Source organism: Bittarella sp. HCP28S3_D9, from assembly GCF_052065655.1.
Lineage (GTDB): Bacteria > Bacillota > Clostridia > Oscillospirales > Ruminococcaceae > Bittarella > Bittarella massiliensis.
In genome coordinates this window covers 112,697-128,592 of record NZ_JBQHTP010000002.1, presented here as the reverse complement: position 1 = coordinate 128,592, position 15,896 = coordinate 112,697, and the positions used below count along the sequence as shown (strand labels likewise).

Sequence of the window (15,896 nt, the reverse complement as noted above, 5' to 3'; positions counted from 1 at the left end):
TGGGTTTACCCGGTGGAAAAGAGGGTGTTTAAAAATCGAGAGGGCGTCGGGGGATAGAGAGGGATGCCGCCTTGCGATTGCCGACCGACAAACTGGGGGGAGGGGGGCCGCCGTCGCCGCGCCGTCCCATCCCCCCTGTAAACAGCGCCAGGCCTGCCGAAGGGGGCGCCCGACTTGCTGTAGGAAGACGCGGCCGCCCGATGCGCGGGCCCGCCCGCGGGAAGGAGCGAAAGGGGGGCAAAAAAAGAGGGGCACAGCCAGATGGCCGTGCCCCTCTAAGCGGGCAGATGAAAAATGGGCGCTACATCGACTCCGGCGCCGAGATGCCCAGCATCTCCAGCACGTTGCGCAGCACCTGGCGAACGGCCAGGCAGAGGTTCAGGCGGGCCTGCAGCAGCCCCTCCGCCTCGCCCTTGACGTGGCAGGCGTTGTAGAACTTGTGGAAGAGGGTGGCCAGCTCGACACAGTACTTGGTGATTTTAGAGGAGTCCAGCGCCTTGACGCTGGCGTTGACCACGTCGGGCAGGGTGGCCATAAAGCGGACCAGTTCCCGCTCCTGCTCGGTCTGCAGCAGGTCCAGCTCCTCCCGGGTGCAGGCGCGGGGGGAGATCCCCTCGGCTGCCAGGGACTTGAGGATGGAGCAGATGCGGGCGTGGGCGTACTGGACGTAGTAGACCGGGTTCTGCGAGGACTCGCTCACCGCCAGTTCCAGGTCGAACTCGCAGTGGGTGTTGGGCTCGCGCTGGTTGAAGAAGAAGCGGGCCGCGTCTACCGGGATCTCGTCCAGCAGGTCGGCCAGGGTGATGGCCTTGCCGGTGCGCTTGCTCATCCGGGCGACCTCGCCGCCCCGCATCAGCCGCACCAGCTGCATCAGCACCACGTCCAACTTGCTGCCGTCCAGCCCCACGGCATCCATCGCGCCCTTGAGGCGGGCCACGTGGCCGTGGTGGTCGGCCCCCCAGACGTTGATGACCCAGTCAAAGCCCCGCACGGCGAACTTGTTGTAGTGGTAGGCGATGTCGGCGGCAAAGTAGGTGGGGTTGCCGTTGGCGCGCACCAGCACCTCGTCCTTCTCGTCGCCAAAGGCGGTGGCCTTGTACCAGACGGCCCCGTCCTTCTCGTAGGTGAGGCCGCGGCTGCGCAGCAACTCGATGATCCGCCCGACGCTGCCGTCCTCGTGGAGCTGGCTCTCGTGGAACCACACGTCGTAGTGGATGCGGTACTTGGCCAGGTCTTCCTTGAGCTTTTGGATGTTTTTGGGCAGGGCGTAGTCGATGAGGGTCTGGCTGCGCAGCTCCTCGCTCTCCTTTTCAAGGCCGGTGCCGTGCTCGTCGATATACTGCTGGGCCAGCACCCGGATGTCGGCGCCCTGGTAGCCGTCCTCGGGGAAGACCACCGCGTCATCGCCCAGCACGATCTGCAGGTAGCGGGCGGAGAGGGACTTGCCGAACTTTTCGATCTGGTTGCCGGCGTCGTTGATGTAAAACTCCCGGGTCACGTCGTACCCGGCCCAGCGCAGCACGCTGGCCAGGCAGTCGCCCAGGGCGCCGCCCCGGGCATTGCCCAGGTGCATGGGGCCGGTGGGGTTGGCCGAGACGAACTCCACCATCACCTTTTTGCCCTGGCCCAGGTCGGTGGTGCCGTAGCGCTCCCCCTCTTCCAGCACCGCTTCCACCGCGCCGGTGAACCAGCTCTGGTCCAAGAAAAAGTTGAGGAAGCCGGGGCCGGCCACCTCGATGCGGGAGAAACCGGTCCCCTCCAGCGCGGCGTGGGCGATGATGGCGTCGGCGATCTTGCGGGGGGCCATCTTGTAGGTGCGGGCCCCGGCCATGGCGAAGTTGCAGGCAAAGTCGCCGTGGCTGTGGTCGGCGGGGATCTCGATGCCGTACTCCCCGGCGGGGCAGTCGGGCAGGTCCCCGGCGGCAATGGCGGCCGCCGCCGCCCGGTCGACGATTTGGGCGATCTGGCCTTTGGCTTGTAAAATTGGGTTGATCATAGGCTTGTCCTCTCTTCTGGTTGGGAAATTTGACCGGCGGGCGGCAGCCCTTTGCCGGGTAGACTGACTGTTTTTAGGGGGGGTCTGCGGCCGCTATACCGCAAGCGCCGCGCGCGGCGGGATTTGGCCATGGGGCGGGGGGCAAAGGGCATTTGCGCCTCTGCCTGGCCACTCCCGGTGTAATCGCCACTCTGTGGCCATTATATCACACCGGTGTCCCCCGGGGCGCTATTGGGGTAAAAAAGACTGGCCGCGCAGCCGCACCGAGATCTGCACCCGGTTGACCGCCAGCAGGGCGTGGTTGCAGTCGATGTGGTAGATCAGCACCACCTCGCCCCCCTCGGCGGTGAGGCGGTTTTGGATCTCCCGGCCCACGATCTCCAGCTCCAAGACCCCGCTGCCGGTGTCGTACTGGCAGTAGTGGCGGCGGCCCGGCTCCACGACTAGCCGGGTGCGGCTGTCGCCAAAGCGCAGGAGGGTCGCCCTCTCCTCCCCCTCGATGCGCAGGGTGGTGGTGTCGCCCTCAAAACCGGTGGCGACGGTCTCCTGGTAGGTGAGAAAGGCGCGCTCCCCCTGCCAGCCAAAGTTTCCCTCGGTGACCAGCTCGGTGGTCTCCTCCTCGTCTCCGGCCGACTGGGTGGCCCGAATGGTGATGACAGCAGGTCGTTTCACAGTTCGGTTCCCTCCTTCCGCCCCGCGGGCAGTCGATTGCAGTAACTGATTCATTTTACCGCATTGTCTGTCAAAAAACAAGGGCGACTCGGCCTGCCCGGCCCCGGCCCATCGGGCAATTTCCTCCCGCCGTGTTGAGGCGCGGGGGCCGATGTGATATGGTAGAGGAAAGAGGGCGTTTGTGCGGGGCGGACGCGGTCCCGCGCGGTTTTGAATGGGGGGACACAGGTGAAAAAAGCCTATTTCAATTGGAGCGGCGGAAAGGATTCCGCCTTGGCGCTGTACCGCGCGCTCCAGTCTGGAGAATACGAGGTCTCCCTCCTCTTTTCGGCCGTCAAAAAGGGGGATGCGCGCCTCGCCATGCACGAGACGGGTGTCGACCTGCTGAAAAAACAGGCCGCGTCCATTGGCATCCCCCTGGTCGTGTGGGAGTGGGACCCGGCATCGCCTGTCGAGGAGTACCGGGCGGCCATGGGGCGGCAAGTCGCCCAATTGAGAGAAATGGGCATAGAGGCGGCGCTGTTTGGCGACCTCTACCTGGAGGAGCTGCGCGCGCACAGGGAGAAAAACTGCGCTGCCTCGAGGATGGAGGCGGCCTTCCCCCTCTGGGGGATGGGCGCGGAGCAGGTGATGGGGGCGTTTGTCGCCTCCGGTTTCAAGGGGGTCGTGACCTGCGTCGACGGTGCTGTGTTGGGCGAGGACTTTTTGGGCAGGGCAATCGACGAGGAGTTTCTCCGCGACCTGCCGCCGGGGGCGGACATCTGCGGGGAGAACGGGGAGTACCACTCCTTTGTCTTCGACGGCCCGATTTTTCAAGCCCCTGTTCCCTTTCGCGTTTTGGAGAGGGGGTACAGGGAGTATCCGGACCCGGCGGGAACAGGGACCCACCGGTTTTGGCACTGTCGGCTGACGTGAGGGAGGGCCAAAGGGCTGTGTTGCAAACGGGCGCGCGGGTCTGCCCTCTGTCCGCCGGTGCGCAAAGGCCCGGAGGAGAAGCGCGCCCGCCCCGTCGCCTTCGGTGAGGCGGGCGGGGCGGGGACTCGCAGGGGGGATGCGGGGCGGGAATTCTACAGTGTGCCCCCAAAGCGTGCGCGGGCCCGCGAGAGGGCAGCCCACCGGGCGGCGCCCGTTTCCGGCAGGGCGTTTGGGAACGCGGCGAAAAGGGGAGGTCTTTTGGCCAGTCCGCGGTTGGCCGGAGAAGGGGCCCCAAGTGCCCAGCTGCCTCTGCGGCGCGTTGCCGGGGGTGGGCTGTGGGGGAAGCGCGGCCCGCAGCGTCCGAAAAGGCCCTTTGCAAAAAAAGAGAAAATGTTGTGCCACCGCCGCGGGGTCGGGGGGATGGCAGAGGCTGTCCCCCGGGGGCAGAGGGCCTTTTTTCGGGCTCCCCTATAGGGGCAAAAAAAGGGGGGCGGGTATTGCCCGCCCCCCCTTGCAGGAGCTCTGTTCGAGTGGTCGCTGCCGCCGCTAAAAGGCGTCGATGTCCACCTGTTTGACCTGGCCGCTCCAACTGTCCCCCATGAAGAGGGAGGCCACCGCCTCAAAGTCGTCGGTGCGGTCGCTGACGTAGTAGCGGTCCTCGGCGGGAAAGGCGAGGCCGCTCTCCATCCCCTCCCTCTCGAGAAAGTCCCGCAGGCGGTGGGCCACGCAGATGCCGGGGTCGATGAGCTTGACCTCGTCCCCCACCACCGGGCCGATGATCGATTTGAGCAGGGGGAAGTGGGTGCAGCCGAGGATCAGGGTGTCGATCCCCTCCTCCGGCACAAAGGAGAGATAGTCCTTTGCCACCAGGGTGGTGACCGGGTTGCCCGGCTCCACATAGCCGTTTTCCACCAGGGGGACAAAGAGGGGACAGGGGCGGGAGTGGACATGCACCCCCGGCCGGTGGCCCGTCACCGCCCGCTCAAAGGCGCCGCTGCGCACGGTGGCGGCGGTGCCGATGACCCCCACCTGGCCGCTGCAGGTGGTCTCGGCCGCCATCCGGGCGGTCACCTCCACCACCCCCATGTAGGGCACCGGCAGGGAGTGGGCGAAGCCCTCGTCCACCGTGGTGCTGATGGTGCCGCAGGCGGCCACCAGCATCTTCACCCCGTGGGAGAGCAGAAAGCGGCTGTCCTGCCTCGCGTAGTGCAGCAGGGTCTGGCGGCTGCGGTTGCCGTAGGGGACCCGGGCGGTGTCGCCAAAGTAGACGATCTGCTCCCGGGGGAGCAGCCGCTTGACCTGTTTGACGATCGAGAGCCCGCCCAGGCCGGAGTCGAATACGCCGATGGGGCGAGGGTCCATGTCAGTCATCTCCTTTTCAATGGGCCGGCAGCCTCACTCCGCCGCCCGCTCCAGGGCCAGGTCCACCAGCCGGTCCAGCAGCTCCCCGTAGGGGATGCCGGCGGCCTCCATCATCTTGGGGTACATGCTGATGGAGGTGAAGCCCGGCAGGGTGTTGATCTCGTTGAGGCAGATGCCGAACTCGCCCACAAAGAAGTCGATGCGGGAGAGGCCGGTGCAGCCCAGCACCGCAAAGGCCCGCTTGGCGGTCTCCTGCACCTGGTCCAACAGGGCGGGGGAGAGCCGGGCAGGGACGACGGTGGGGCTTTGGGAGACGTACTTGGCGTCGTAGTCGTAAAACTCGCTCTCGGAGAGGATCTCCCCGGGGATGCCGGTGATCAGCTGGCGGTTGCCCAGCACGGCGCACTCCACCTCCTGGCCGACCATGGCCTTTTCCACCAGCACCTTGTCGTCGTGGGTAAAGGCCAGCAGCACCGCGTCCCGCAGCTCCTCCTCGCACTTGACTTTGGTGATGCCCACCGAGCTGCCGGCGTTGGCGGGCTTGACAAAGCAGGGGTAGCCCAGGTCCTGGGCGATCTCTTTTTTGTAGGCGTCCAGCCGGTCGATGTCGCCTTTGGAAAACCAGAGGAAGGGGGCCGTCTGGATCCCCGCCTGTTCCAGCAGCACCTTGGTGACCACCTTGTCCATGCAGCAGGCCGAGGAGAGGACGCCGCAGCCCACGTAGGGGATGCCCGCCAGATCCAAAAGCCCCTGTACGGTGCCGTCCTCGCCGTTTTTGCCGTGCAGCACCGGGAAGGCCGCGTCGATCTTGACGCAGGAGGTGGTGCCGTCGGGCAGGTACTTGACGATGCCCCGGCGGCTGCGGTCGGGGCTGATGGAGCAGCCCACGCAGTCGGGGTGGGTCTTCCAGCTGCCGTCGCGCACCATCTCATAGTTGCCGGGGAAGTAGAGCCAGCGCCCCGACTTGGTGATGCCCACCGGGAACACCTCGTAGCGCTCCTGGGGGATGTTTTGCAGCACGTTGTAGGCCGACTGCAGCGACACCTCGTACTCGCTGGAGACGCCGCCGAACAGGACGGCCAGTTTGATTCTCGACATAAGCGGTTTTCCTCCTCACCGGGGCGCGCCGGGCGCGCGCTCCCCCTTCATCTATATGCGCGGGGCGCGGCAAAAAAGCGCCCCCGGTTCATTTACCCGCCCATCATAGCACAAAAGCGGCGGCGATTCAACGCAAACCGGGCGAAAAAGGCGGGCCAAAGCCTTGACGCGGGGGAGTGCATGTGCTATAGTAGTTGTACCTCTAAAAAAGGGCTCTTTTTTTGTGCGCATTTTTTGCGGGGCAAAATGGGCTCTGCTGAGGGAGGCCAAAAAATCCGATACAATCAGGAGGTGCCGAAATGAGAGTGAAAGTCACTTTGGCTTGCACGGAATGCAAGCAGCGCAACTACAACAAGATGAAAAACAAGAAGAACAACCCCGACCGACTGGAGATGAACAAGTACTGCCGTTTCTGTCGGAAACACACGCTCCATAAGGAGACGAAGTAGAGGCGAAAGGTAGGGTCAGCCAATGGCAAAAACCACTGCGGACAAGCCCGCCAAGAAGAAGGGGCGCTTCAGTCCCAAACGCATCGCCTCGCGAATCGCCAAATACTTTCGAGATTTCAGGAGCGAGCTGAAAAAGATCGTCTGGCCGTCCAGAAAGCAGATCGTGAAGAGCACCGCCGTCGTCTTGCTAATGGTGTTCATCGCGGGTGTGGTCATCTGGGGCTTTGACACCATCTTGGGCTTCCTCGTCAACCTGCTTCTCAAAAACGCTTGACCGAATGCCGCCCGACCGGGCGAATGACTTGGCGTGTGGAGGGATGATTCATGTCAGATTCTGCAAAATGGTATGTGGTGCACACCTACTCGGGCTACGAGAACAAGGTGGCACAGAACCTGGAGAAACTGGTGGAAAACAGAAATCTGCAGTCCCTCATCCATGAAGTGAGGGTCCCGACGGAACTGGTGGTCGAACAGAAGGACGACACCCAGAAGGAAGTCGAGCGCAAGATGTTCCCCGGTTATGTCTTGGTAAAAATGGAGATGACCGACGACTCCTGGTATGTTGTCCGCAACATCCGGGGGGTCACCGGCTTTGTCGGCCCCGGCTCCAAGCCGGTCCCCCTCTCCCCCAAAGAGGTAGAGGCGCTGGGCGTTGAGAAGCGCTCGTACAAGGTCGACTACGCCGTGGGCGACAGCGTCAGCATCAAAGAGGGCCCCCTGGAGGGCTTTACCGGCGTCGTCGAGGCGATCGACCCGGAAAACGGCACGGTACAGGTGAAAGTCTCCCTGTTCGGGCGGGACACCCCCGCCGAGCTGGAGCTCTCGAAGGTACAGCCGGTCTAGTGGCGCGACCTCATCGCGCCAGCCGTACCCACTCGGCTGTGGGAGGAAATGGGACCCCGGTCCCCCTCGTTTTCCGCTTACCACAATATTTATGGAGGTGCAAACAATGGCACAAAAGGTAGTAGGCTACATCAAATTGCAGATTCCCGCCGGCAAGGCGACCCCGGCTCCCCCGGTCGGTCCGGCCCTGGGCCAGCACGGCGTGAACATCATGGCATTCACCAAAGAGTTCAACGAGCGCACCAAAAACGACGCCGGCCTGCTGATTCCCGTCGTCATCACCGTGTACGCCGACCGCTCTTTCAGCTTCGTTACCAAAACCCCTCCGGCCGCTGTGCTGATCAAAAAAGCCATCGGTCTGGACAAGGCTTCCGGCGAGCCCAACAAGAAAAAGGTTGGCTCCATCACCAAAGAGCAGATCCAGAAGATCGCCGAGCAGAAGATGCCCGATCTCAACGCCTCCAGCGTCGAGAGCGCCATGAGCATGATCGCCGGCACTGCCAGAAGCATGGGTATCACTGTAGAGGACTAGCCGCCAGCGGCTTTTCAGGCGCAAGGCCTGTTTGGCGGCGTCCCTTTTCGCTGCCAAAACCCCTACCCGTGGGAGGAAATTTCCGCTAATTACCACTATTACAGGGAGGAACGAAAGTGAAACACGGTAAAAACTATACAGACAGCAAGAAGATCGTCGAGAGCGACAAGCTCTACGACCTGGCAGAGGCCTGCGAGATGGTCTGCAAGACCGCCAAGGCCAAGTTTGACGAGACCGTCGAGCTGCACGTCCGCCTGGGCGTCGACTCCCGCCACGCCGACCAGCAGGTCCGCGGCGCCGTCGTGCTGCCCCACGGCACCGGCAAGAACGTCCGCACCCTGGTGTTCGCCAAGGGCGACAACGAGAAGGCCGCCCAGGAAGCTGGGGCCGATTTCGTGGGCGCCGAGGAGCTGATCCCCAAAATTCAGGGCGGCTGGATGGACTTCGACGTGGTCATCGCCACCCCTGACATGATGGGCGTGGTCGGCCGTCTGGGCAAGGTGCTGGGCCCCCGTGGCCTGATGCCCAACCCCAAGGCCGGCACCGTCACCCCCGACGTGGCCAAGGCTGTCACCGAGGCCAAGGCCGGTAAGATCGAGTACCGTCTGGACAAGTCGAACATCATCCACTGCCCCACCGGCAAGGTCTCCTTCGGCTCCGAGAAGCTGCAGGACAACGTGCAGACCCTGATGGACGCCATCGTTAAGGCCAAACCGGCCGCCGCCAAGGGCGTCTACATCCGCTCCTGCGTGATTGCCTCCACCATGGGCCCCGGGGTCAAAGTCAACCCCAACAAGTTCATGCAGCAGCAGTAAATCAGCCAAAAAGCCGGGTCTGTCCCGGCTTTTTTTGTTGCCTGTACAAAGCTGTGAAAGGCAGGGCGCGCCCGGTTTGGGCCATGGGCGGGAACGGGGCGCGCAAAAAAAACGGGCCGCCCCCCTGTCCTGCGGCCGCTTGGCCGGACAGGGGACAGCCAATGTGTTGATTTGTGGGAGGAGGAGAGGCCGGTGAAGGGGGAAAACAGCCCCACCCTGTACACCCAGCGGCTGGTTTTGCGCCGGTTCACGCCGGCGGACCGGGAGGCGCTGCTGGACATCTACGGCGACAGGGAGGTCAACACCTTCCTGCCCTGGTTCCCCATCTCCACTCTGGAGGAGGCCGACGCCCTCTTTGCGGCGCGATACGAAGCCGCCTACCGGCAGCCCGGCGGCTACCGCTACGCCCTCTGCCGGCGGGCGGACGACCGCCCCATCGGCTATCTCCACCTGGAGGGGGAGGGGGCGCACGACTTTGGCTACGCCCTGCTGCGCCCCTTTTGGGGGCGGGGCTACGCCACCGAGGCGGGCCGGGCGGTGCTGGAGCGGGCGCGGGCGGACGGCGTCCCCTTTGTCACCGCCACCCACGACCGGCAAAACCCCGCCAGCGGCCGGGTGATGCAGCGGCTGGGGATGGCCTATCGCTACTCCTACCGGGAGCAGTGGCAGCCCAAGGACCTGCCGGTGGTCTTTCGCCTCTACCAGCTCAATTTCACCTGCCCGGAGGACTGGGTCTATCGGGGGTACTGGGAGCAGTACCCCGAGCACTTTGTAGAAGCGGGGGTGTGAGCCCGGCAGCTGCGCCCCGTCGCCGCGCGGAAGGCCCGCGCTGAGAGTGTCGCCCCCTCTTGGGGGACTGCCGGGGAGGGCGGCTCCTTTTTCCCACTCCGCAGGGCCGGAGAGCGCAAAAATTGGGCCGGTTGGGCCAATTTCTGGCGAGGTGGGGCGGGGCCGGTTTGCCAAGAGCTTCGGCAGAGTGACGGCTGGGAAAGTGGCGATCCCGGCCCTGCCTTTTGCCGGCTTTTCCCCTGTTTCCCCTCTCCCAACCGGCGCGGGCCGTCCCCGGCATATCCAACTGCCCGCTCCGGGGCGGTGGGGAAACCGGCTGCGGCGGCGATTGCCCAAAATTTTGGTTGACAAACCGACTGTCCTTTGCTAAACTATATACGTTGTCATTCGTAGACAGCAGGTGCAACTGCGTAAGGGCTTCGGCCCGCCTGCCGAGGATGAGGCGAGAAATGTTTGATTTTTCTGCCCTTCCTCTGCGCGAGGAAGGGTTTTTTCTTGCGCGAATGACCGAAACCAGGTGTGGAGGTGAATGAATTTGCCAAGTGAACTGACTTTGAACAAGAAGAAGGAGTATGTCTCCCAGCTCAGAGAGAAGGTCGAGAACTCGGTTGCCGGTGTGGTGGTGAGCTACCAGGGCATCAGCGTGGCCGACGATACCTCCCTGCGCAAAGAGCTGCGCGAGGCCGGGATCGACTACAAGGTCGTGAAGAACACCATGCTCCGCTTCGCTGTGGAGGGGACCGCCTTCGCGGACTTAAGCAACGTGCTGGAGGGCTCGACCGCTCTGGCCGTCTCCAACGAGGACCCCATTGCCGCCGCCAAGATCCTGGCCAAGTACGCCGACAAGATCGAATCTTTCGAGCTGAAGGCCGGCTATCTGGACGGGAAGGTGCTCGACGCCGCCGGCATCTCCGAGATCGCGAAGCTGCCCGGCAAGCAGGAGCTGCTGTCCATGCTGTGCAGCGCCCTCAGCGGCAACATCAGAGGTCTGGCTGTGGCCATCAACGCCATTGCCGAGAAGCAGGGCGACGAGGCCGTTTCCGCCTAGCGTTTCCCCCAACCCAACGACTGGCCGCCCAGGGCGGCCCCTACAACATCAAAAAATAGGAGGTAGCTATCATGGCTTCTGAGAAAATCCTGAAATTTGTTGAAGACATCAAAGAGCTGACCGTTCTCGAGCTGAACGAGCTGGTCAAAGCGATCGAGGAGGAGTTCGGTGTTTCCGCCGCTGCTCCCGTCGTCGTCGCCGGTGGCGCCGCTGCCGGTGCTGCCGCTGCCGAGGAGAAGACCGAGTTTGACGTGGTGCTGGCCGACATCGGCGGCAACAAGATGCAGGTCATCAAGGCCGTCAAAGAGATCACCGGCCTGGGCCTGAAAGAGTCCAAAGAGCTGGTCGAGAGCGCTCCCAAAGCCATCAAAGAGGCCGTCGCCAAAGACGAGGCCGAAGAGATGAAGAAGAAGCTGGAAGAAGTCGGCGCCAAGATCGAGCTGAAGTAGTTTCACCTGACACCGAAGAGAGAGAGCGGGTTTCCGCTCTCTTTTTTTGTCCTTTTGTCGAAAAATGTCGCCTCTTTCTGGCCCTTCTGTCAATGGCCGGCCCCCCTGTGACCCGGTATACTAAAGGGGAGGAGGGATCTATCCCGCCGCCTGCAAAGGAGAGGAGCGCACGCCAATGAAGCGAAAGAGCACCCACGCCACCTACACCGCCGCCAAGCGGGCCGGTCTGCTGGCCCTGGCCGCCTGTCTCATCTTCACCGGCTGCGGCGGGGCGGGCGAATCCGCCGCCCCGCCGAATGGACCGGCCCCCATGGAAGAGGTGCCCGCCCTCCTCCGCTCGCCCCCTGCGGTGGCGGCCTTTCTGGCCGGGGCCGGGGAGGCGGTGTTGGAGGAGAGGACAGGCCTTATCTGCTACGCCCCCTGGGAGGGGTGGGAGAGCGCCTTCCCCGACGGGACGGTCACGGCGACCGAGTTCCAATTGGACGACAGCGGTGGCTGGGACGGCTTTTCTCCCTTTGCCATCCAGGGGGACTGGGTCTACGGCACCCGCAGCGACCACTCCTACTTCCCCAAGACGGCGGTCTGGCGCTTGAACCGGGCCACCGGCCGAGGACAGCGTCTGCTCTCCTCCGACCAGTTCACCTATCTCATCCCGCCGGAAACCTCTCCCCACTCCGAGAGCAATACGGTGGTCATCACCCTGAACGCCCTGTCGGAGGAGCGGATCTTCTTCACCGTCTCCCTGGGGGTCGTTTTGGGCCCGGTGGGACAGAGGCGGCTGTACAGCTGCAACCTGCAGGGGGGCGAGGTGCGCCTTCTCTACGATTTCCCTGAGGAGGGGGCGGAGAACACCCTCTGGGGCACCTGGGGGGAGCGGTACCTGCTGGCGGAAGACGCCCTCTACTTCTGCGCCGTACGGGAGGAAGAGGGGGCGTTCGACCCGGAGCGCAGCCCCTTTCCCGACACCGTCCTCCTGCGCTGCAACCTGAAAAGCGGGGCGGTGACCACCCTGCTGGAGGGCGGCTATGCCCCCATCCTCCGCGGCGGCCAGGTCTGCTGTTATCAAAAAGGGGAGGGACTGGTCCGGCTGGTGCGGCTGGACGGGACGGTGTTGGAGACCCTGCCCGGCGACGCCTTCTCCCGCTGGTACAACGTCGGGGCGGGGGAGGACGGCGCGCTGGCGGTGTCCACCGATTTTGACAGGCGGGAGCACAGCCTCCTCAGACAGGGGGCGGGGCTTCAGGGCGGCGGCAGCGATCTGGTCGTGTTGCGGGCCGCGGGCGTCGACCTAACAGAGCGGATCTCCGACGGCTGGTGCCTCCTTCAGGACGGGGTGTTCACCCCCCTCTTCGCCAGCTATATGGGCTGGAGCGGCGTCTCCAGTTCTGCCCCGGTGCTGTCGGCGGACGGGCTGCTCTGTTGGGACCAGCGAGATGAGAAGGGGCGGCTCCCCCTCTGGCTCTACGACCGCGAGGGGGAGCGGTTCCTCACCCTGCCGATCCCCCTGTCCGACGACTGGCAGGCCGTTCCCCTAAAGGACGGGGAGGGCCTGGCCCTCTGGGTCGTCACCCGCTCGCCGGGGGATGGGGAAGGGGAGAGCGCCTGCCGCTACACCCTCTACCGGCTGACCACCGCGCCGCAGGGGTGAATCAAAAGGGCCGGTGGAACGGGTGGGGTGCACCGGCCTGAAAGGGGCGTCACACGGGCCCTGCCCCTCAAGGGGCATCGCTTGTGATGGCATTGCACCCGCTGCCAGCGGTGATTTAGGGCAACATCTCCTGCCATCGCTCGCCAAAAGCCGCCTTTCTGTTGCCCCTTCAGCGCCCTTCCCTTCGAGAGATTTTACGCCAAGGCCGATTTGCCTCTCCCGGCAGAACGGGGGATCGGGGCGTAAAATCTGTAGGCCACAACCGCCAGTAAAACCGGGGGATAGATCCGGCCCCATAAGGGCCGAGTATCAGCGGGCGTTTGAAGGGGCGGCGGAATTTTGTATCACCTGCGCCGCCTGCCTTGCGACTGCAGATGGACAAGTTTGCCTTCTTGCTCCCCTCTCTTTTGACCGCCCCACTGTCTGCTGACAGCCCGCTTCGCCCGGCGCTGGCGGCAAACGCTTTTTACATGCCCTCACCGGCAGGGGCAGTGGCTTTCGCCAACGACAAAAGGACCGCCGTTCTCGATGGACGGCGGCCCTTCTATGCCGTGTTCAGATTTCAGGTTTTAGCCCTCTCTCGCCTGCTTTTGGGCGGGCTGCAGGGGGTAGCAGTGGTGCAGCAACAGGTCTTCGCTGCCGACGGCCCGGTAGAAGTGCTCGCAGATGCGGCCGGTGATCACGTCGATGTCCCGCGCCTCGAGATCGGACGCCATGATGAGGAATTGGCAGCTGCTGTACTGGGTAAAGACATCCCCCATCCGCAGGGAGTGGAGGATGACCTCTTTGAGGGTGTCCATCTGCGCCCCCCGGTCGGCGAGGGCGGGGTAGTCGCCCCGCCCGTCGGTGAGGGTGATGAGGATGACGTAAACACTTCCCGCCACCCGCTGCAGGCGGCGCTCGACAAACCGGTAGATGCGCTGAAAGGTCTCGTAATCCTGGCAGTAGGCGCCGGGGGCCGGCTGCTGTTCGGCCAGCTCCTCCCGGATCAGCTGCATGTCGATGGCGATGCCGTCCCGCCCTCCCCGGGCGGGTTTGGCGGCGCGGCCCCTGCGGCGGCGCTTTTCCTCCAACAGGTGCTGGTCGGCCCGGTCAAACAGACTCTGGTAGTCGTCGCCGGGCTGGTAGAGGCTGCCGCCGACGCTGGCCGTGAGGGGGAAACTGGCGCCCCCGACGGGGATCTCCCGCAGCCGGGCCTTGATTTGGCGGGCCCGCTCCTTGACAAACCGCTCGTCCTGTTCCAGTGGCATGTAGAGGACGAACTCGTCGCCCCCCACCCGGCCGACAATGTCGCTTTTAAAGGCCAGGTAGCGCAACACCTGTGCGATCTGCTGCAGCACCTGGTCGCCCGCAATGTGGCCGTAGCGGTCATTGATCTGCTTGAACTGGTCCACGTCGATGACCAGCAGCAGGCCGGTCTGCCGCTGGGCGATGGCCTCGTCGACCTTCTCCTGGGTGGCCATGCGGTTGTAGAGGTGGGTCAGCCAGTCCCGCTGGGCCAGCTGGGCCAACCGCTCATTTTCCTGCTGCAGCTGGGCAATGACTCGCTCCATCCGCTCTCCCCCCTCTGGGCTGATCGTTTCTATTGTCTTTTATCATACTGAAAACAGGTTGGCCCGTCAATGACATTTTTTAAGTGTTATTTTTTCCTTTCAGGGGGCGGGGCGGTCAACCGCCCGGCTGCGCCCTCCGCTTTTCGGCCAGGGCCAACCCCTCTCTGGCCTCGGATGAGCGCTTCCAGCGGCCGCTGGCAATGTACCAGGCATAGAGCAGGGTGGAGACGATGGGCCCGATGATCACGGCGACGGCGATCCCCGAAAAGCCCATCAGCCGGGTGCAGAGAAAGGCCACCGGGATGCGCACGGCGTACTGGGAGAGGAAGACGTTGTAGAAGTTGACCATCGAGTTGCCGGTCCCCCGCAGAAAGCCGATGAGGGGGTGGACGGTGGCGAAGCCGAAGTAGGAGAGGCAGGAGAGCCGCAGATAGCTGCCCGCCAGTTCCTGCACCGCCGGGTCGCCGTTGAAGATCCCGGCGATCCGGCTGCCGAAGAGGGCGACAATGGCGGCCACCGCGGCGGCGATGAGGAGGGCCAGCTTCATCGACTCCTTGAGGCCCTCGGTGATCCGCTCGGGTTTGCCGGCCCCCAGGTTTTGCGAGGAGAAGGAGGACATGGAGGCGTTGATGGCGTCGCTGGGCAACATGGCAAAGCTGTCGATCTTGATACCGATGCCGTAGGCCGCGCTGGCCTGCAACCCAAAGCTGTTGGCCAGCCCGCTGAAGGTGGTCATGGCCACGTTGAGCAGCAGCTGCTGGGCGGCGGTGGGCAGCCCCAGGTGGAGCAGCCGCTTCAGGTGGGGCCGGGAGATGCGGATGGTCTTGGGGTGAAAGGTGATGACGTGCCGGTTGAGGCGGAAGTAGGCCACCCCCATGAAGAAGGAGACCGACTGGGAGATCACCGTCGCCAGCGAGGCCCCAAAGGCCCCCAGCTGAAAGAAGCGCAGAAAGACAAAGTCCAGCACGATGTTGGTCACGGTGGCCACCAGCACAAAGATCATGCTGGAGCGGGAGTCGCCGAACCCCCGCTGAAAGGCGCAGATCAGGTTGTAGCCGAACATGAAGACGATGCCGGCGAAGATGGTGCGCAGGTAGGCGACCGCCTGGTCGAAGGCCTCGGCCGGGGTCTGCACCAGCCGCAGGATCTGCGGGGTGAAGAGGATGCCCAGGGCGGTGACCGCCGCCGCCAGCAGCAGATAGAGGGCGATGGAGGTGCCGGCGGCCTGCACCACCTCGCCGTCCTCCCCCCGGCCGGCGTAGCTGGCGATCATCACCGACACCCCGATGGAGAGGCCGGTGATGGTCATGATCATGATGTTCATGATCGGCCCGCTGACCGACACGGCAGCCAGCCCGGCGGTGCCGGTGTAGCGGCCCACAAAGAACATGTCCACCGCGTTGTAGAGGGCCTGAAAGAGGTTGGACACAATGAGGGGCAGGGCAAAGCGGAGGATGTGCCCCCGCACCCTGCCCCGGGTCAGATCGTTTTGCAGCGCCATAGGCGCGCCTCCCTTCTCGACAAGTCATTTCATACAGGTTCCAGTATACCACCGATTGGCCCCGCTGTGTTGACGCATTTGCACAGGAAAGTACCTCTTTTTTTGTGGAATTGACCAATAGAGAAGGAAAGGAAAACATCCCGCTTTCCCCCTGTGTGGGGGAGGGAGTGTCGGCAACTGGCACAAAAGAGGGGGCGGAAAAGTGCACCATCTGCCGAAGTTTCAG

16 protein-coding genes and 1 other annotated feature are annotated in these 15,896 nt (G+C 64.0%); of the genes, 10 read left to right on the top strand and 6 right to left on the bottom strand.

The annotated features are described in order from the left end of the window. Positions 1-301: 301 nt before the first annotated feature. Together argS and ACTNAU_RS02005 are read right to left on the bottom strand one after the other, a co-directional pair. Positions 302-1,996 carry an arginine--tRNA ligase gene (gene argS / locus ACTNAU_RS02010; protein WP_441097387.1) on the bottom strand — a complete coding sequence of 565 codons (1,695 nt, stop codon included), beginning with the start codon at positions 1,994-1,996 and terminating at the stop codon, positions 302-304. Positions 1,997-2,224: 228 nt separating this feature from the next. After that, the gene (locus ACTNAU_RS02005; RefSeq protein WP_441097386.1) at positions 2,225-2,668 is read right to left on the bottom strand and encodes a DUF1934 domain-containing protein; all 444 of its coding nucleotides are present in this window, start codon (positions 2,666-2,668) and stop codon (positions 2,225-2,227) included. A gap of 228 nt (positions 2,669-2,896) precedes the next feature. On the opposite strand from ACTNAU_RS02005, the gene ACTNAU_RS02000 reads away from it, so the two are divergent. After that, positions 2,897-3,583, top strand: coding sequence for a diphthine--ammonia ligase (locus ACTNAU_RS02000; protein WP_441097385.1), 687 nt, complete (start codon positions 2,897-2,899; stop codon positions 3,581-3,583). Between the two features lie 546 nt (positions 3,584-4,129). Here ACTNAU_RS02000 and murI read toward each other — a convergent pair. Next, on the bottom strand, positions 4,130-4,945 hold the full coding sequence (gene murI, locus ACTNAU_RS01995) for a glutamate racemase (RefSeq protein WP_441097384.1): 816 nt from the start codon (positions 4,943-4,945) through the stop codon (positions 4,130-4,132). A 33-nt stretch (positions 4,946-4,978) separates the two neighbouring features. Further along, positions 4,979-6,043, bottom strand: a complete 1,065-nt coding sequence (locus tag ACTNAU_RS01990; protein WP_441097383.1) for a D-alanine--D-alanine ligase family protein — start codon at positions 6,041-6,043, stop codon at positions 4,979-4,981. 299 nt (positions 6,044-6,342) lie between these two features. On the opposite strand from ACTNAU_RS01990, the gene rpmG reads away from it, so the two are divergent. From rpmG to ACTNAU_RS01945, 9 genes are all read left to right on the top strand, one after another. After that, positions 6,343-6,492, top strand: coding sequence for a 50S ribosomal protein L33 (rpmG, locus tag ACTNAU_RS01985; RefSeq protein WP_021660391.1), 150 nt, complete (start codon positions 6,343-6,345; stop codon positions 6,490-6,492). Between the two features lie 22 nt (positions 6,493-6,514). Further along, on the top strand, positions 6,515-6,766 hold the full coding sequence (secE, locus tag ACTNAU_RS01980; protein ID WP_021660392.1) for a preprotein translocase subunit SecE: 252 nt from the start codon (positions 6,515-6,517) through the stop codon (positions 6,764-6,766). Positions 6,767-6,816: 50 nt separating this feature from the next. Next, entirely contained in the window at positions 6,817-7,335 is a 519-nt protein-coding gene (gene nusG / locus ACTNAU_RS01975) for a transcription termination/antitermination protein NusG (RefSeq protein ID WP_021660393.1), read from the top strand. Positions 7,336-7,441: 106 nt separating this feature from the next. Beyond that, on the top strand, positions 7,442-7,867 hold the full coding sequence (rplK, locus tag ACTNAU_RS01970; protein ID WP_185916319.1) for a 50S ribosomal protein L11: 426 nt from the start codon (positions 7,442-7,444) through the stop codon (positions 7,865-7,867). A gap of 116 nt (positions 7,868-7,983) precedes the next feature. Next, positions 7,984-8,682, top strand: coding sequence for a 50S ribosomal protein L1 (gene rplA, locus ACTNAU_RS01965; protein ID WP_185916318.1), 699 nt, complete (start codon positions 7,984-7,986; stop codon positions 8,680-8,682). 192 nt (positions 8,683-8,874) lie between these two features. After that, positions 8,875-9,471 (top strand): GNAT family N-acetyltransferase, encoded by a 597-nt coding sequence (locus tag ACTNAU_RS01960; RefSeq protein ID WP_441097382.1) that lies wholly within the window; start codon positions 8,875-8,877, stop codon positions 9,469-9,471. 369 nt (positions 9,472-9,840) lie between these two features. Then, positions 9,841-9,975, top strand: a sequence feature (ribosomal protein L10 leader region). A gap of 25 nt (positions 9,976-10,000) precedes the next feature. After that, complete coding sequence (gene rplJ / locus ACTNAU_RS01955; RefSeq protein ID WP_353653961.1) at positions 10,001-10,519, top strand: 50S ribosomal protein L10; 519 nt, start codon at positions 10,001-10,003, stop codon at positions 10,517-10,519. Positions 10,520-10,590: 71 nt separating this feature from the next. Continuing rightward, positions 10,591-10,968 (top strand): 50S ribosomal protein L7/L12, encoded by a 378-nt coding sequence (gene rplL, locus ACTNAU_RS01950; protein WP_021660400.1) that lies wholly within the window; start codon positions 10,591-10,593, stop codon positions 10,966-10,968. A 175-nt stretch (positions 10,969-11,143) separates the two neighbouring features. Then, positions 11,144-12,616 carry a hypothetical protein gene (locus ACTNAU_RS01945; RefSeq protein ID WP_441097381.1) on the top strand — a complete coding sequence of 491 codons (1,473 nt, stop codon included), beginning with the start codon at positions 11,144-11,146 and terminating at the stop codon, positions 12,614-12,616. Between the two features lie 569 nt (positions 12,617-13,185). On the opposite strand, the gene ACTNAU_RS01940 is transcribed toward ACTNAU_RS01945, so the two are convergent. Both ACTNAU_RS01940 and ACTNAU_RS01935 read right to left on the bottom strand, forming a co-directional pair. Then, on the bottom strand, positions 13,186-14,169 hold the full coding sequence (locus ACTNAU_RS01940) for a GGDEF domain-containing protein (RefSeq protein ID WP_441097380.1): 984 nt from the start codon (positions 14,167-14,169) through the stop codon (positions 13,186-13,188). 115 nt (positions 14,170-14,284) lie between these two features. Beyond that, complete coding sequence (locus tag ACTNAU_RS01935; RefSeq protein WP_185916314.1) at positions 14,285-15,670, bottom strand: MATE family efflux transporter; 1,386 nt, start codon at positions 15,668-15,670, stop codon at positions 14,285-14,287. Between the last annotated feature and the right edge of the window lie 226 nt (positions 15,671-15,896).

Excerpts from the sequence above, each read along its gene's own strand:
- argS (WP_441097387.1), bottom strand. The coding sequence starts at position 1,996 with ATGATCAACCCAATTTTACAAGCCAAAGGCCAGATCGCCCAAATCGTC.
- murI (WP_441097384.1), bottom strand. The coding sequence starts at position 4,945 with ATGGACCCTCGCCCCATCGGCGTATTCGACTCCGGCCTGGGCGGGCTC.
- ACTNAU_RS01990 (WP_441097383.1), bottom strand. The coding sequence starts at position 6,043 with ATGTCGAGAATCAAACTGGCCGTCCTGTTCGGCGGCGTCTCCAGCGAG.
- rpmG (WP_021660391.1), top strand. The coding sequence starts at position 6,343 with ATGAGAGTGAAAGTCACTTTGGCTTGCACGGAATGCAAGCAGCGCAAC.
- secE (WP_021660392.1), top strand. The coding sequence starts at position 6,515 with ATGGCAAAAACCACTGCGGACAAGCCCGCCAAGAAGAAGGGGCGCTTC.
- nusG (WP_021660393.1), top strand. The coding sequence starts at position 6,817 with ATGTCAGATTCTGCAAAATGGTATGTGGTGCACACCTACTCGGGCTAC.
- rplK (WP_185916319.1), top strand. The coding sequence starts at position 7,442 with ATGGCACAAAAGGTAGTAGGCTACATCAAATTGCAGATTCCCGCCGGC.
- rplJ (WP_353653961.1), top strand. The coding sequence starts at position 10,001 with ATGAATTTGCCAAGTGAACTGACTTTGAACAAGAAGAAGGAGTATGTC.
- rplL (WP_021660400.1), top strand. The coding sequence starts at position 10,591 with ATGGCTTCTGAGAAAATCCTGAAATTTGTTGAAGACATCAAAGAGCTG.
- ACTNAU_RS01945 (WP_441097381.1), top strand. The coding sequence starts at position 11,144 with ATGAAGCGAAAGAGCACCCACGCCACCTACACCGCCGCCAAGCGGGCC.
- ACTNAU_RS01940 (WP_441097380.1), bottom strand. The coding sequence starts at position 14,169 with ATGGAGCGAGTCATTGCCCAGCTGCAGCAGGAAAATGAGCGGTTGGCC.
- ACTNAU_RS01935 (WP_185916314.1), bottom strand. The coding sequence starts at position 15,670 with ATGGCGCTGCAAAACGATCTGACCCGGGGCAGGGTGCGGGGGCACATC.